This is a genomic window from Peribacillus sp. NPDC096447 (genome assembly GCF_044762725.1).
GTDB lineage: Bacteria > Bacillota > Bacilli > Bacillales > DSM-1321 > Peribacillus.
On record NZ_JBIWEV010000003.1, the window covers coordinates 559,885 to 575,759 of the forward strand.

General features: G+C 38.0%; 11 protein-coding genes and 1 pseudogene. 1 reads left to right on the forward strand and 11 read right to left on the reverse strand.

The window, feature by feature from the left end; translation table 11 throughout:
- Nucleotides 1–120: 120 nt before the first annotated feature.
- On the reverse strand, nucleotides 121–678 hold the full coding sequence (locus tag ACIQZD_RS13985; RefSeq protein ID WP_402903501.1) for a GNAT family N-acetyltransferase: 558 nt from the start codon (nucleotides 676–678) through the stop codon (nucleotides 121–123).
- A 149-nt stretch (nucleotides 679–827) separates the two neighbouring features.
- Nucleotides 828–1,592 (reverse strand): class I SAM-dependent methyltransferase, encoded by a 765-nt coding sequence (locus tag ACIQZD_RS13990; protein WP_402903504.1) that lies wholly within the window; start codon nucleotides 1,590–1,592, stop codon nucleotides 828–830.
- 402 nt (nucleotides 1,593–1,994) lie between these two features.
- Between ACIQZD_RS13990 and ACIQZD_RS13995 the strand changes: the two genes are divergently transcribed.
- Nucleotides 1,995–3,779: a laminin G domain-containing metallophosphoesterase family protein gene (locus tag ACIQZD_RS13995; RefSeq protein ID WP_402903507.1), complete on the forward strand. Its 1,785-nt coding sequence runs from the start codon at nucleotides 1,995–1,997 to the stop codon at nucleotides 3,777–3,779.
- A 144-nt stretch (nucleotides 3,780–3,923) separates the two neighbouring features.
- On the opposite strand, the gene ACIQZD_RS14000 is transcribed toward ACIQZD_RS13995, so the two are convergent.
- The 9 genes and pseudogenes from ACIQZD_RS14000 to ACIQZD_RS14040 all read right to left on the reverse strand — a co-directional run bounded on the left by ACIQZD_RS14000 (nucleotide 3,924) and on the right by ACIQZD_RS14040 (nucleotide 15,537).
- Entirely contained in the window at nucleotides 3,924–4,820 is an 897-nt protein-coding gene (locus ACIQZD_RS14000) for a DMT family transporter (protein ID WP_402903512.1), read from the reverse strand.
- Between the two features lie 831 nt (nucleotides 4,821–5,651).
- Nucleotides 5,652–6,416: an ABC transporter permease gene (locus ACIQZD_RS14005; RefSeq protein ID WP_402903516.1), complete on the reverse strand. Its 765-nt coding sequence runs from the start codon at nucleotides 6,414–6,416 to the stop codon at nucleotides 5,652–5,654.
- Between the two features lie 75 nt (nucleotides 6,417–6,491).
- The gene (locus ACIQZD_RS14010; protein ID WP_402903521.1) at nucleotides 6,492–7,310 is read right to left on the reverse strand and encodes an ABC transporter ATP-binding protein; all 819 of its coding nucleotides are present in this window, start codon (nucleotides 7,308–7,310) and stop codon (nucleotides 6,492–6,494) included.
- Nucleotides 7,311–7,337: 27 nt separating this feature from the next.
- Complete coding sequence (locus tag ACIQZD_RS14015) at nucleotides 7,338–8,399, reverse strand: ABC transporter substrate-binding protein (RefSeq protein ID WP_402903524.1); 1,062 nt, start codon at nucleotides 8,397–8,399, stop codon at nucleotides 7,338–7,340.
- Nucleotides 8,400–8,782: 383 nt separating this feature from the next.
- A complete protein-coding gene (locus ACIQZD_RS14020; RefSeq protein ID WP_402903527.1) occupies nucleotides 8,783–9,475 on the reverse strand; it encodes a DUF1796 family putative cysteine peptidase in 693 nt (230 codons plus the stop codon).
- Between the two features lie 500 nt (nucleotides 9,476–9,975).
- Nucleotides 9,976–10,614 (reverse strand): annotated as a pseudogene (locus ACIQZD_RS14025) (IS6 family transposase).
- Nucleotides 10,615–10,711: 97 nt separating this feature from the next.
- Nucleotides 10,712–12,178 (reverse strand): aconitase family protein, encoded by a 1,467-nt coding sequence (locus ACIQZD_RS14030; protein ID WP_402903530.1) that lies wholly within the window; start codon nucleotides 12,176–12,178, stop codon nucleotides 10,712–10,714.
- Between the two features lie 510 nt (nucleotides 12,179–12,688).
- The gene (locus ACIQZD_RS14035; RefSeq protein WP_402903532.1) at nucleotides 12,689–14,101 is read right to left on the reverse strand and encodes a DHA2 family efflux MFS transporter permease subunit; all 1,413 of its coding nucleotides are present in this window, start codon (nucleotides 14,099–14,101) and stop codon (nucleotides 12,689–12,691) included.
- A 671-nt stretch (nucleotides 14,102–14,772) separates the two neighbouring features.
- A complete protein-coding gene (locus tag ACIQZD_RS14040; protein ID WP_402903535.1) occupies nucleotides 14,773–15,537 on the reverse strand; it encodes a hypothetical protein in 765 nt (254 codons plus the stop codon).
- Nucleotides 15,538–15,875 lie beyond the last annotated feature (338 nt).

The following is a 15,875-nucleotide window of genomic DNA, read 5'->3' on the forward strand; positions in this document are numbered from 1 at the left end:
CCCCAGTTGGTAATCATTCCCTCAGTAAAATCGTAAAAGAGCTTCGGGATGAGAGCATTCCGAAATCCACTTTTATCACAAACAGAGACCGCTTCTTAAACGATCTTCACAATGAATTAATTAAAAGGTAATGCCGTTAAGATCTTCTTTTATAAGTGAGTACATATATAAATCATCGAATTTTCCACAAGTATATTCATAATGCCTTAGCAATCCTTCTCTTCTAAAGCCTTGCTTTTCCACTAGTTTTTGGGATGGGAGATTATCCGGTTCAATCAAGGCTTCAATCCTTTCCAGGTGAAAGTGACGATAACCATATATCACGACGGCTTCCAATGCTTCACTCGCAATGCCTTTTCCCCATTGATCTTTAGTTAATTCATATCCAATTTCAGCTCGATGATGTTTGGTGACCATATTTAGAAAACCACAACTTCCTATAACCTTACCGGAATTCTTTAATGTAATTCCCCATCTGATTCCCGAACCTTTTTCGAATATAGATTCGTACCACTTAATTTCATCCCATACATCATTTACCGTCTCGAATGGATCTAACCCCATTGGCTTCACTACATCCGTATCAGATAGATATTTGAACATGTCACCCGCATCTTCCAGTGTTACTTCTCTTAATATCAATCGTTTGGTTTCAATAAGCGGAAATACCTTCTCCATTCAATTTCCCTCCTCCAAACTCCCATTTCCATATTTAACTATTTTAATCATTACCTAATTAAAGAAGATAATCAATTCATTATTGCTTAAAAATTAATGTTAATAACTAAAAAGGCGTCCCTACTTTCGTGGAAACGCCTTTTTCCCGTTTATTTAATTCCTTCATTAAAAGAATTTTTTGTTTCCTTTACTGCTGAAATGATTAAAAACATGGGCCTTCGATTTTCATCTTTCATTTCAGGAACACTTTTTAACATTTCATCAGAAGGCATCGGTTCCTTTACTGCTTTAATGCTGAAACCAGCACAAATCAAGTCATTCATATATGTTGAAATCGTACGATGATACTTTACTACGTTTTCGGTTAAGAAGGTTGTTTCTCTCACACCTTCGGATTGGTAGTTGTCAACTGGCCAATGCAGATGATTTCCGTGATCATCTACGTACCAAGCTTGTTCATTGCGAGAAGTAAAGATTGGATGTTCAACCGAGAAAACAAAGGTGCCTCCGGGCTTTAAACAATCATGCACCTTTTTGCAGATTGCCTCATATGACTCAATGTAATGAAAAGCCAATGAACTGATAACCACATCAAATTCAGAGCCGGAAAAATCGATGTCTTCAATTGGCATTTTCATATATGAAATGAAAGGGTCATCCGTTTTTTCACGTGCTCTTTGAAGCATGTTGTCAGAAATATCCACACCAACGACGGACCTGGCGTTTTGCTCTCGGGCAAATCGGCAATGCCAGCCGAAACCGCAGCCCAAATCAAGTACACTCTTATTTTGCAGATTTGGCATTAGCTCTTTTAATACATGCCATTCTCCGGCAGCTTCAAGTCCTTTGACTGATCGTGGCATCTGCTCATACGCAGAAAAGAAATTTGCATCATCATATTTGTTTTGTTTCATATCATACATCTCCTATTATCAAGATAGCCTCCTAAGATTCATACCACATCTATTACAGGAGGCTACCTATCTCCTTCTCACCATTTTTTTTTTCACCTCATTTTCTTGGTGATTCACTGTCCTAATACTAACACACTGCTTTTTTTTCCTACATCTCCGTTGTTCGTCATATACCTTGATCTCAATAAGTAAAATCATTCGATTTAGGCCTTATCTCCTAACGTCTTCATTAGGAATAAGACTTTTTTACTCATCCTTAATAAGTTATCGAGAAGATAAGCAAACTATACCATATTACAGCTGTACGGAATCTACCTTGGCTTAGTAAGCTACAAATTAATCCAGGTAGTAAAAAAGGATAAATGTATATCGCTTAATCAAAATGTAATGGGGTGAAGTTTTATGAGAATGAAAAAAGCTTTAATAGGTCTCTCACTCTTATGTATGATTGTTCCTGGTATTGCCAAATCGGCTGATTCCGTTGCTGAAAATGATCGAAGCAATATCGTGGCAAATTGGAAATTCACAAAACAACATGTTAAAAGCGGTTCAATCGATAAAGGTAATTTAATTATAGAAGATACAAGCAAACATGGAAATGATTTAGAGTTAGTGACGATAGGGGATCCTGCCTCGCCTGAATTAAAAAATATGATTCAATGGTCCGAAGAAGATTATCATGATCAAGAAAAAGTGGATAGCTTGGAGTTCGCTAATTACGAAAACGCCCCTTCCGGAAGATATTTTAAAACCAAAAAGGGTTCCCCTATAAATTCGGAGAAATTCGATAAGGGGTTTACCATTGAAGCGGTGTTCAAGTTACCAAGCGATTCCAAGAATGTCATGGGGCTTTTTTCTAGACAAGGACAGGCAGCAGATCTTAATAAAATGGAAGGCGAGAAGAAAATCCTTTCTGCTTTAACTGTATCCAGTGATCAAAAAATCCACTGGACAAGCCATCCATCTAATTTAAATTATAATGTAAGCAATTGGTCTCGATCATTAAATGCTGATGAATGGTACCATTTGGCGGTTGTTAATGATGGTGACACGACGACTCTGACTTTGAATGGCGTCAGCGATTACGGAAAATCGGAAAAAGTAATCGGTATTGCAGCAGTTAAAGGGAAAGGCTGGAACATCGGAGCATCTGAGTGGGGAAATAAGTTTAATGCACTATTCAAAGGGAATATCCAGCAAATACGAATTGCCAATAAGGCTTTAACTGAAAAAGAATGGCTTGTACAGGATGCCCGTGACGATGAACCATTCGAAGGATCAAACAAATCTTTACCCTTTCTAACGAATAAAAAGAATTATAATTTTCTTTTTGTCCCGGATACCCAGAAATATTCAAGCCAAAATCCAGAGATTTTCAATAGCCAAATGAACTGGATTTCCAATAACACCAAGAAGAACAATATCATCATGAATACATTTGTTGGGGACATCGTCGATAGTGATTCAGAAAAACAATGGCAGAATTCCCTCGGAGCCATTTCCCATTTGGATAAAAAGGAAATTCCATATTTGATGGCGGCTGGGAATCATGACTATGCGGACGGCGATCCTTTTTTAACGCATTATGGGCCGCAGCGTTTTTTGAATAAAAAATACTATAAGGGGTCGTCTCACTCTGGGTATAGTTCATATGCAATCGCTAAGGCAGGAAGTTATGAATATCTAATCTTAATAGTGGATATGAAAAATTTGCATAATGACTTGGAATGGTCAAAAAAAGTTCTAGACCAGCATAAAGATAAACCGACAATCCTCGTCTCGCATGATATTATATTCCCGAAGATTAAGGAAGATAAAACCATTGCCGTCGAATCTTCTAATGGCCGGGTGATTTGGGATGAACTCGTAAAGGACCATAATCAAGTATTCATGACGGTTAATGGACATTATTATGGGATAGCACATCGGGTAAAACAAAACTCAGCAGGAAATGATGTCATTCAAATGCTGGTCAATTACCAAACGAATTATCGAGGGGGTAATGGCTGGCTAAGACTTGTAGAATTTGATGAAAAGAAAAATGTATTGGTATTCCGGACCTATTCGCCATTTGTCGACGAAATGTCCAAAAAAGAAAAATCCTATATCGATTATAAATTTTTAACAGGTGAAAATAATTCATTTAAATTGGATTGGGACTTTAAAAATAGATTTAATTTTAAGTAATTAAAAGAACAGGGAAAAATCCAATTCCCCAGGTGTAACTGATTGATCTCAGCAACCTGGGTGAATTCCTTATTGGGTGCCCTCCTATGTTTAAAGTCGTTCAAGTAGGATAAGGCGATTTCTTCCAGTTAGTTTAAACAACTATCATGCTGCTTTTTTCATTACTGATTTATATTTTCCGAACCCATTAACGACAAGAACCCCTAATATTGCAATTCCGCCGCCAATGACTGAAAGGGTACTAGGCACTTCCCGGAGCCAAACCCAAGCGACGAAAATGGCAATCACAGGTTCAAGGTATAACAAACTGGACACGGAACTGGCTTTTCCTAATGATAGTGCGACTGCCCAAGTTACATAACCGATGGCCGCAGGGAAAATACCAACAAAAATCGCTGATATATGACCTTCCATTTTAGCGTGTTGAATATCTTGAAATAGCCCAGGGAAAAATATGAAAAAGGGTATTGTACCGATCCATGTGAAATACGCTGTCAATTCAATCGGATTATAACGGCTGAACAGTGGCTTTTGGAAAACAAAAAACACTGCAGAAGCAATAGCCGACATCAGCACTAAAAAGGCTCCTTCGGAAATATTCAGGGAAGGGCCTGCAGTACCTAATGTTATTAAGGTGATCCCTGTGAACCCTATTCCTAAACCAATCCATCCGAATAGGCCGAGTCGTTCTTTTAAAACGAACGCAGCAATGATCGCTATGAAGACAGGTGCTGAACCAATCAGCATTCCAGCCGTTCCCGCCGAAACAGTTTGTTCCCCGAATGTCACCCCAATATGGTAAATACTAATTCCAATAAATGCAAGGATCGATATCCTCATCAAATCCGCTTTTTTCGGGAGCCGAAATTTCACCCCAGGCCATAGAGCATAAAGGACAAAAATCCCTGATGCTATAAGATAACGAACAAGTACCAAATGGCCAGCTGAATACCCGCCATGCAAGCTTGCACGAATAGCAGCGAATGTTGATCCCCAAATAATAACTGTAATTGATGCCAATATAAATGCCTTAGTGTTCAAAACCTATTCCTCCCATACCCATTCACTATAAACTGAAGGTATCATGGATACGGGAGAACTTCAATAAATTTTCTATCGCACTGTGAAGTGGAACAGTAAAATACGAATAAGAATACATTCCGAGATGTAATCATCGGTTAAGAAAATCTATACCATATGGGATTGGATAGGAAATCTTCATTTAAAGATTGATCAGGTTAGAAAAGAATGCTAAACAAAAGGGTTCTATCTAAAAGTTAAAACAAAGTTAATTGGAGCGGATGTGCGAGACTCCTTTGGAAAAGCGTTTCCAGTGAGACCCCGAAGGCGCAATTGCGCTGAGGGCGGACTGCCTGCGGAAAGGGAGTGCCTAGAGGCAAAGTTCAAATTGTACAAACCCTAAAACCTGGGTTCTACCTAAATTTTTAAACAAGACTAGATTATCTTTAATGTTTTTTCACTGTAATCCTTATTGGATTGAAGAAATTTTCGACACTCCTGCCGAATTACTGGCTAGCCGAGACACCGCAGCCGCTTGCGGCAAGGAGGCTTGGCAGACAGTCGGCGGAAAGGGAGCGGATTTCTGAAATCAACTGGAACGTTTTTTTTTAAAAAAACCGCAGACAAACTCGATTTTCATTGGTTTTGGCTACAGTTTAGTTGATTGGAATGGAAGGTACGAGACTCCTGCGGGAAAAGCGAGGCCAAGGGAGACCCCACAGGCGCAAATAGCGCCGAGGAGGCTCCCGGACCGCCCGCGGAAAGCGAGTGCCTGGAATGGAAATCAACGTTCAAACCGCAGACAAACTCGATTTTCATTGAGTTTGGCTACAGTCTGCATAATTAATTTAATTAACTATTTTCTGGTTTCCAAGATGAAAAGCGTCTTTCAATAATGCCTAATAATGAAGTAAGAATGATTCCCGTAATCGTAATGACCAACACGCCAACAAACATGCGATCTGTTTGTAGATTTTGTCCATTGCTTGTCAATTGGTATCCGATACCAGCTGTCGAAGCGAATAATTCACCTACAACTACAGCAATTAATCCTTGGCCTATACCTAAGCGAATACCGTTTAAAAGGAATGGTACCGTCGAAGGCAAAGCAATTGTTTTAAAGATCTGAAATTCACTTGCATTAAATGTTCTGGCTGCTTTTATTAAGTTTTGATCTAATGTTAACATAGCTTTTTGAGCGCTCATCACTATTGGAAAGAAGGCCATCAAAAATACTATAACAATTTTTGATGCTGGTCCTATTCCGAATGCAATTATGATCACTGGTAAAAGGGCGACTTTAGGCGTTACATATAATCCTGAAATGAAAGGGTTAACTACTGCATTAAAGTTAGAATTCCAGCCCGATAACACACCAAGCGGGATTCCAATTAGTATTGCTAAAACAAAGCCTGCAACAAATTCGTAACCACTCACTTTCATATTTTCCCAAAAGGAAACTTCTTGGACCATTAAAACTGCCGCTTGTGCAATTTCAATTGGTGAGCTAATGAACAATGGATTTATCCATTCGTTTTGAGAGGCAACTTCCCAAAGTATCAGGAATATTAAAACAGAAGCAACACTGATAAAAAATGACTTTTTTTCTTTTTTCATTTTCTTCGCCTTTTTTATCTTGTGCTTTGATTGTGTAAGTTGGATAGTACCCTTCGTCATATTATTCTCCTTTCACTATATATTTTCTTTATTATCGAAACCTTGTTTTGAAGACTCCTGTTCAATAATGGACCATATATGGTCTACAAACTTTAAAAATTCCGGGCTGCGCTTCACATGAAGATCTCTCGGTCTAGGTATATCAACATCAACAACCTCCACTACACGTCCTGGTCTTGCTCCAAAAACAAAAACTCTGTCAGCTAAAAATACCGCTTCATCAATTTGGTGAGTAATAAAAAGACTTGTCTTTTTTGTCTCATCCCATATTCTAAGTAACTCACCTTGCATAAACTCCCTGGTTTGTGCGTCTAATGCCGAAAATGGTTCATCCAGTAATATTAAGGACGGGTTTACCGTTAATGCTCGAGCCAAGTTTACCCTTTGCTGCATCCCCCCTGATAATTCGTGGGGATAATGATTTTCATAACCTTTTAAACCGACCATTTCAATAAATTCCTTCGCCTCTTTTTTTTTCTCTGCCGTTAATTGCTTTAACAGTTCAACTCCATAGAGAACATTTTCCAATACTGTTCTCCAAGGTAAAAGACTCGGGTTTTGAAAAACCATTGCCCTGTCCTTACCAGGACCATCAATTTTTTGCTGATCTAATAGAATTCCCCCCTTACTTGGCTTAAGCAATCCAACTACAGTATTTAAAAAAGTGGTTTTTCCACAGCCGCTCGGCCCAACAATACATATAAATTCACCATCTTTGATATTCAAGTTTATATTCTGCAGGGCAATCACTTTTGCACCAGTTTTATTGTTTACGTAAGTAACATCTAAAAAACGAGTAGACAATTTGAAATTTTCCAGTTGTGCATTTTCCATCTCACCTATCATCTCCTTTCTATCTAATTATTTTTTAAATGCTTCTTCTATATAACTATTTGTCCAAATAACATCTTCAGTAGTATCCTGTTTAGTAGAAACGCCTGACAACTTGCCGAATTCAACTAAAGGATCCTGTGCATTATCCCAAGCTTCTTGATTCATTTCCCCATAGCCTTTAAAAGTGTTTTTCAATCCGATTAGTGATTCCTCTAGGATATCAACATCAATTCCATCAAAATAAGATACGATTGATTCGGCTGCCTCTCTTGGATTAATACGTGTGAATTCCATACCTTTCCCTATTGCCCGAACTACTTTCAAAGATGTTTCCTGATTTTTTTCTAAATATTCCTTTTTAGCAAAAACAGCTTCCCAGACCATATTCCCATACATTGGCTCTTCACTTGTATTGATTACAATCTCACCAACATCTTTACTTTCCGCCTGTAAACCCATTGGAGGCGATGCTATACCACCGTCAACAATCCCCTCCTGCATACCGCCAATCTTCGATCCATCTCCTGCTAATTTGACGGTTTTAAGCGTATCGGGATCAACACCATGCATTTGCATTAAATAGCGGGTGTATACGTCTCCAGAATCACCGACAAGGTTTGTACCAATAGTTGCGCCATTCAATGAAGCCACTCTATCTTCAAACGATGAGTCTTTAGAAACATTCTTTTTCTTTTGATATTGTTTAGAGAGAGTAATTTGATAGGTTAGCGCTGAATTTAAAGATTGAATCGCCATTAATTCTTCACCTTTATCAAGAGGAGTAAACATACTTCGAGGACCCGAGACCGCAAACTGAGCTTCACCTGACAATACAGAAGCAATTACTTGTGCTCCTCCACCACCTGATACAATCTCTGCTTCAATTCCTTCTTTTTCAAAAAAACCTTGCTCGATGGCTACATACAATGGGGCAACTGACAATAACCGTGCAGGTTCCGTAAAAGTAAGCTTTACCGCTTTTCCTCCGGAACTCCCTTTATTTTCTGTAGTTGTTTCGTCACTTGGACCGCATGCAGAAATTATTAACACCAAACAGATCAGAACGAACGCCAATTTATTCTTAAACAAATTACTTTCCTCCCTAAATCAAATATATTTTTCACAATTAATTCGCTAACTTTGAAAACACTATTGCAAATTGTCCATTAGACATCTATATCCCCCTTATTTTGTTTTATATACAAAACATAATTTCATATACACATCAATTCTAAATCAACTGTTACATTAAGGTCAATTATAATTTCTGAAAATTTAGGTAATTCATGGATTGCTGCATAAAAAAAACACTCTTTTAGAATCATGAGTGTCGTTTAACTCTAAGATATAATTTTTTTCAGTAAAAATAACTCTTCTGTTCCATCCTTCAAACAAAGGAAAAAGACATAGTCTTCAGTCCATCAATGCTTCACCAAATTGTAAAGTTTGCAATAAAAGATGTGTAATCAGTACTAAGAATATGTTTTTGTTAAGGTTAGTCCATTATAAACATAATCCCACATTGAATCATCATTAGGACCATCACTGGGTACTTGCACTGTACAAATGCCTTTGATTCCCCAGTCGATTTCATTAACACCTTTTAACCCCTCTATGGGATCAAGAAAGAGGATATTAAATTTCCCCGGTATCATTTCGGACAAGGTGGATTGCAATTCAACTGCATCGTGAACCGAAACTGCCCCCCATCTAACAAATAAGACGGATTTGCTTTTTGAAATTATTTCAATAAACTTATTTATTCGGTAATTAAGTTTTTCTTTGTAAGCAGGGTAAAGATGAGTCCAATCTTGATTAGGTATTATTGGGAAATCATGGACTGAAATAATATTATAATAGGTATCTTGGATAAAATGCGCGTTTTGCTGCTTACCGCCTTCATCAGAAAATACCGCATCTCCATCATCAAGATAAGAAGCGATGCCATCTACCTGCTTCATATTGTTTAAGTCCATAAATCCGACAAATCTGTTCTTCAATAATCTGCTTACATCCGGGAGTGAGTTAGATACAACCCAATCAAGGGGAAATGAAAACCGCCTCAAATTATGCCGCCTTAAATTAAGGGAAGGTCCACACCAACTGCCTAGGCTAATGATTACATCATAAGATCCTTTTATTTCTTGTAATTTCAATTCAGTCATCCTCTCTACTAATTTCTCATCATCAAATCCTTTTGGTAGTTAACTGTTTTTATTTCCAGTCTTTTTAACTTTTTCGGGAATTGTATAGACAATCCAGCCATAACGAATTTTCAGTTCTTCAGCCATTATTTCGGCGGTTTCTTTATACCTGTTACTAAGCAGAAACGGTTATTTTCCGCTTTAATTATTTTTTCTTTCATTGCCTGTACCACCTTTTTAATATCTTATGAAGTTTCCTATAAATCTGTATAGTTCTTAATAGATTACTAACAGCCCTTTTTATGTTTCTGAAAAATAAAAGAAGCCCTACTTGGATAAAGTGGACCTGTTGGGAGCTTAAAGAAATATGGGGAATGCAGTGAATGGCTATTCTAAAAACATCTCGGATTATGATTTGATTAAGGATAATGGAGTTTTCTTGTTCACAACCTGAAAGTTAAAGCGGTAGAGCCTAAATGAGATGGGTGGATTCTACAGAAATTCATTTGACTTCACCCCTTTTAAAGTTGTCCTTTTTTCAGCATATGCATCACCTCCACTCCACAGATGATCGAAACGTTTTTAATCCTAGCATAGAACGGACTCGCTTCTTTATTAAGCGATGATCTTGCTCCACTATGTTATTTAAGTACTTCAGTTGTCTAAGTTGCATACCATCAGGCATGCTTTAATCTTTTTTTAGCTCTTCAATTGCTATAGGATAATCTGGATTCTTATCGACCGTCATGACACGAGGCTTAGAAACATGAAAAGACCGCAAAGCTTTCTTGAAGAAGCGCTATGCAGCCTTTTTGTCTCTTGTTTTACTGAGATAAAAATCAATTGTGTTTCCTTTTGAATTCACTGCAAGATACAGATACATCCATTGACCTTACGTTTCATCGACTCTCCAGGAGTCATTTTTTGGCTTAAGATGACGCCATAGCCTTTCATCAAATTCCGGTCCATATTGGTGAACCAACGCATATCCGTTGTGTGAACCAACGCATATCCGTTGTGTGAGCCAACGATAAGCCGCGTTCTTTCATCATCTTCACTACATTACGAAAGCTCAAGTTGTACCGCAGGTACCATCTCACTGTTAACAAAATCATGTCAGGCTGATATTGTTTCCACTTGAATAAATTTTGATTTTCCATACTGATCACGCACCTTTTTTGGAGTAATAGTATCAGTATGTTCAAGATTTAGAGATTAATTTCAATTGTCTTGAAGTTTTTGCACCAGAACCACTTCTTATCTATCTTCCCATTGGTCTAGGATACTTTGAAAAACACCCTTTTTCAAATAAAGCTCAATCTCCATGCGGGTATCCAAACGCAATACTGTCTGGAACGAGGTCCTTGAGCCGTCCGGTTTAATGGCTTCAACCTTCACATTTTGGAACGGACTGAGCGGCTCGTCCAACCCTATGATGGAATAGCTCTCTAGACCAGTCAGATTCATCGATTCATAGTTTTCGCCAGGCATAAATTGAAGAGGCACAATCCCCATCATGACCAAGTTACTGCGGTGAATTCGTTCAAAACTTTCCGCGATGACCGCCTTGACGCCTAGAAGGTAGGTCCCCTTAGCGGCCCAATCTCTTGCACTCCCCGTTCCATATTCTTTGCCGGCTAAGATAATCAGTGGCGTATTTTCCCGTTGATAGCTCATGGCTGCGGAATAGACATCCATTTCCTCCCCGCTCGGCACATGGAGAGTAAAACCGCCTGTCTTATCTATAAGTTTATTCTTTAGCCTTGGATGGGCGAAGGTTCCCCTGACAAGTACCTCATGATTTCCTCGGCGGGAACCGTAAGAATTGAAATTGGCGAGTCCGACGTCCTTCTCAACGAGGTATTGTCCGGCGGTACTCTCATACGGAATGTGGCCGACAGGCGAAATATGGTCCGTTGTGATGGAATCACCTACCTTTAACAAGACTCTCGCTTTGTGAATATCTCCTGGTTGGTGTTCATCGATCTCCGCTTGGAAGAAGGGGGACGCTTTAAAGTAAGTGGATCGATCATCCCATCTAAAAATCGGATGATCATCATATTCTAGACTCTGCCATCTCTCGTCGCCTTCAAACACACTTTCATAGGCTTCTAGAAATAAATCGGATGAAATCGTAGAATCCACTAGGCTAGCAATTTCCTCGGAACTCGGCCAAATATCCTTCAAATAGACCTCTTTGCCCGATGCAGATCGGCCCAGCGGTTCGCACTCCAAATCAATATCCATGGTGCCTGCGATAGCAAAGGCAATGACTAAAGGAGGAGAGGCCAAATAGTTCGCTTTGACTAAGGCGTGAATGCGTCCTTCAAAATTACGATTTCCACTTAATACGGCAGCAACCGTCAAATCATGATCCTGAATCGCTTTTTCAACTTCTTCATCCAGGTTGCCGCTGTTGCCTACGCATACTCCTGCAACCGCTTTGCCTATATCATTTTGAATGAGTGGCACTTCATCTACATAAACCGGTAAAACGAACACTTTTTTCAACTTATACTTTTCTTTAATTTTATTGGCTAGTTCTTGAACGGAATTAAGTGAGTAATTTATTTTGACATCAATAATGCCGGATTTAAACGCTGCATCAATAATCCGGCTAATCGTTGGTCTTGAATAGCTGAGTTTTTCTGCTATTTCCTTTTGTGTAAGGTTCATCTCATAATACATCTTTGCTACTACAATCATTTCTTCATTTGAGTACATGTCATCCTCCCTTCCGAGAAATTATGTTCACTCGTTAAAATTAATTTCATATTTAGATTATATTTAATTTTCTGATAAATTAAAACGCATTATTTATTTTTGAACATAATTTCAATTGTGTCTAAATAAGAAACAACTCTATCTGGCTGAAATAAAGTGTTTAAAACCGAGATTTAATCCTATTTGGAAACCTAAATGAAAACAACAAAGCAGTGTATCCCGACAATTGGGATGCACTGCTTTGTTGTTTGTTCGAAAGATAACTGGCTTTATTTCTCTTAATGTTATACAGTATTTGATCGATACAAGCGTTGTTTAGACTTTACCTGTTTTAAAGGTCTTTCCAAGTTCACCGTAATCATTGTGTTAATAATAGTAAGAGTTCCAAATTCACCAGAATAACACTTCTTCACACCAATAACATCCTTAAGTCCATTGATACTTGCAATCGTTTCTACTCTGGAGGCGAAAAAAAGGATATTTAGTTTTAAAAAACTCGGATTCAAATATTTAATTCTTCTCTCCGATCTCTTTTCCTGCTGATTTTTTATCCTTTATTTTAAAAGAAATGAGGAAGCTAATTAACGAAAGTACAGCGATGACAATAAATGAGATTTGCGCGCCATACATATCAGGATGTACTATCTCGGGACGCTGCTGAGCATTTTCGGTAGCTGATGTCATCACAGTAACAAGTATTGCTGTACCTACAGATGCGGCAATCATTTTCATCGTATTATCCATTGCTGCACCATGGGCAATTAACCGTTTAGGCAGCTGGTTTAAGGCGGCCGTTGAAACAGGCATCATAACCATGGCTAATCCGAACATCCGTATACTGTACATGACCATTATAAATGTAAAACTTGTCGAAGGACCAACATCCATAAAAGTAAAGGAGGAAGCGGTTATGAGGAGTAATCCGCCAATAACCAGCCACCTGGCCCCAATCCGGTCAAAAATACGTCCAATGAACGGTGACATTATTCCGGTAATAAGTGCTCCAGGGAGTATCGCTAATCCAGCTTCAAACGCAGTAAATCCTCGCATGTTTTGCATAAATAGCGGGATGAGCGTTTCGGCTCCTATCAGACCCATAAAGGTAATGGCTCCAATAATGATGGCAATCGGGAATAATGAATACGTGAACACACGGAACTCCAGCATTGGATGCTTCAATCGTAATTGCCTGTTGATGAACCAAACAAGTGAAATTGTCCCAATGCCTAGGGATATGATGGTACTCTCGTCTGTCCAGCCATAATTACCTGCAGCTGTAAAACCATACAATAATCCACCGAAACCTACGGAAGATAAAACAATCGAAAGCACATCCACTTTTGGCCGTGTAACTTCTGTTACATTTTTTAAAGCGAAGAACGCAACTATGATATCAATAATAGCAATTGGAAGAATGATAAAAAATAACACCCTCCATGAGTAGGTCTCCGTAACCCAGCCCGACAAAGCGGGACCAATAGCCGGTGCGAATGAAATGACCAGACCGACCAGTCCCATGGCTGCACCCCGTTTATGAACAGGGAAAATCATTAGGAAGACTGTCTGCATTAACGGGAGCATGATTCCGGCTCCGCTCGACTGAATCATTCGTCCTAGCAGCAGCATTCCAAAATTAGGAGCTAGCCCCGCAACCAATGTACCAATTGCAAAAATCACCATGGCTGAAAGGAAGAGCTGTCTGGTGGTAAAGCGCTCCAATAAAAACGCGCTAACAGGGATCATGATCCCATTAACCAGCATAAAAACGGTTGTTAGCCACTGTGCACTATTTGCCGTAACATTCATTTCCTCCATTACAGGAGGAATCGCGGTAATCATTAATGTTTGATTCAAGATCGCAATAAATGTACCCGCAAGCAAAAGGGCAACAATTGTTGACTGTTTACTTTTTGTTGAACTCAATTAAGGTCCCCCTTTACGATTTGGAAAAAAACATACTTTTGTAGATTACACGAATTTACATCAGATTTCCAGTAATTTGCTGTTAAAAATAAAAGCCATAAAGTCGGCATTAAATAATTACTTTCCCTACCAAAAATAGGGGATCTCCTTTGAAGAACAGGTTGCAATTAATGTTCGTATTGGACTATTTTAAAGGGTTGCTGTTGGGTCAAACACGGAAGCACATTTAAAAGATACTCCCCTATGAGAGCAGATCAAATAGCCGCAGCAGACATCAAAACAATCTTCAAGTGATCGACCTTTATTGCATAAAAAGCACTCTTAACTGGCTATAACAAATAATCACCATTGCAATTACGTTTCCGATATTTGCTTAGTATATTTCCGCGTTTTGATACCTCTGTCCCTATGATTTAAAAGCGAATGATACTTTTTTAATTTCCAGCAAAATGGCCATTATCTACAGTATGTTTTTCCGCCATATTCATAGTTTATTATGAATAACAATAGAAGAAAGTCGTCAGTTTCAGAGAGTTTATTGCTGAATTTTGGACTCTATTGAATGGCGCTCTCTTAAAAGATCCATACATGGTTTAAAAATTAAAGATATGAAAAGTAGTAAGATTTTTAGATATTTCCACAGCTAATCATGCAAATAAAAAGCACCCAATTTAATGGATGCTTAGATTTCCTTTCTTTCGTAATCTTATTTCAAATTTATCACTGAAAAATTCATTTGCATTAAAAATAGTACTAATGTCTGAAATATCACCTATGTTCACAATTAAGGCTTCATCAACTTCTTGATCTGTGAGAACTATGCGATATTCATATTGATTTTCAAAGTATTTATCTTTCCAAAAATAAATATCAGTCCCTTGATTTTTATAAGAGCTCATCCTAGCTGAGGAATTGATGTTATAATCATCATATTTTACCAAGCCGCCTCTATAAGCATAACCTTTTTCATTGAGTGTTCTAGTAATTCTGTCAATAAATTGCGATGGGGTAACAAAAACTAAGCTATCTCCGAACTCCCTGATCATTTTATCGATTTGTTCATGAGGTAAATTAAATTTGGTATAGTAATATTTTTCATCCTCCTTAACCACTTTTAACATATCGCCAACAATTGCAAACATACAATATAAGGGCCTTTTTTTATTTATATTTTTTCTGAAATTCATTTTTTTAGTTCGACCCGACATTATTAATTCATTGGTATCTTGAGTAAAGAAATTCATTGTTAATTCCGTAAAAACATGTGTTGCTTCAAATTTGTCTCCTACACCTTTTTCGCCTGAAGCACTTTCTATATCAATGTACTTTTTGAAATTATTCATATATAAATCTCCAGACAAAAAACTTTCCACAAAAGGTGTGAACTTTATAAACCCAAAAACTTGACCTTTAAATCCAACGTCTGACATTTTCATACGCTTCATTCCCTCCTATTTAACTACTAAATTCACAAAAGGGACTATTCACCGGTATTTATTCCAAACTATTATGAACGTTTACTATTAGTGAACATGTAAAAATGTATGCCTAGTTTACAAAGAATATACTTCAGTAAAAAACGCTTATCCAAAGGTATACAGTCTTTCTTCTTTATAGTCTTCTTTTTAACCTCTCCTGATTTCATAATCTCCCCCCAAAAAAGCAACCAATTTATCACGTGCATTTTATCAAAAAAATCCTTGTAGAGACGACTCAAAATTAATGTTTAGAAAAAATACGTAATAACGCTTTCCATTTTATTGTAGGGTCCAAT

Coding starts and splice junctions, on each gene's coding strand:
- ACIQZD_RS14020 (WP_402903527.1), bottom strand. CDS start 9,475: ATGACTGAATTGAAATTACAAGAAATAAAAGGATCTTATGATGTAATC.
- ACIQZD_RS13995 (WP_402903507.1), top strand. CDS start 1,995: ATGAGAATGAAAAAAGCTTTAATAGGTCTCTCACTCTTATGTATGATT.
- ACIQZD_RS14010 (WP_402903521.1), bottom strand. CDS start 7,310: ATGGAAAATGCACAACTGGAAAATTTCAAATTGTCTACTCGTTTTTTA.
- ACIQZD_RS14040 (WP_402903535.1), bottom strand. CDS start 15,537: ATGAAAATGTCAGACGTTGGATTTAAAGGTCAAGTTTTTGGGTTTATA.
- ACIQZD_RS13990 (WP_402903504.1), bottom strand. CDS start 1,592: ATGAAACAAAACAAATATGATGATGCAAATTTCTTTTCTGCGTATGAG.
- ACIQZD_RS14030 (WP_402903530.1), bottom strand. CDS start 12,178: ATGTACTCAAATGAAGAAATGATTGTAGTAGCAAAGATGTATTATGAG.
- ACIQZD_RS13985 (WP_402903501.1), bottom strand. CDS start 678: ATGGAGAAGGTATTTCCGCTTATTGAAACCAAACGATTGATATTAAGA.
- ACIQZD_RS14005 (WP_402903516.1), bottom strand. CDS start 6,416: ATGAAAAAAGAAAAAAAGTCATTTTTTATCAGTGTTGCTTCTGTTTTA.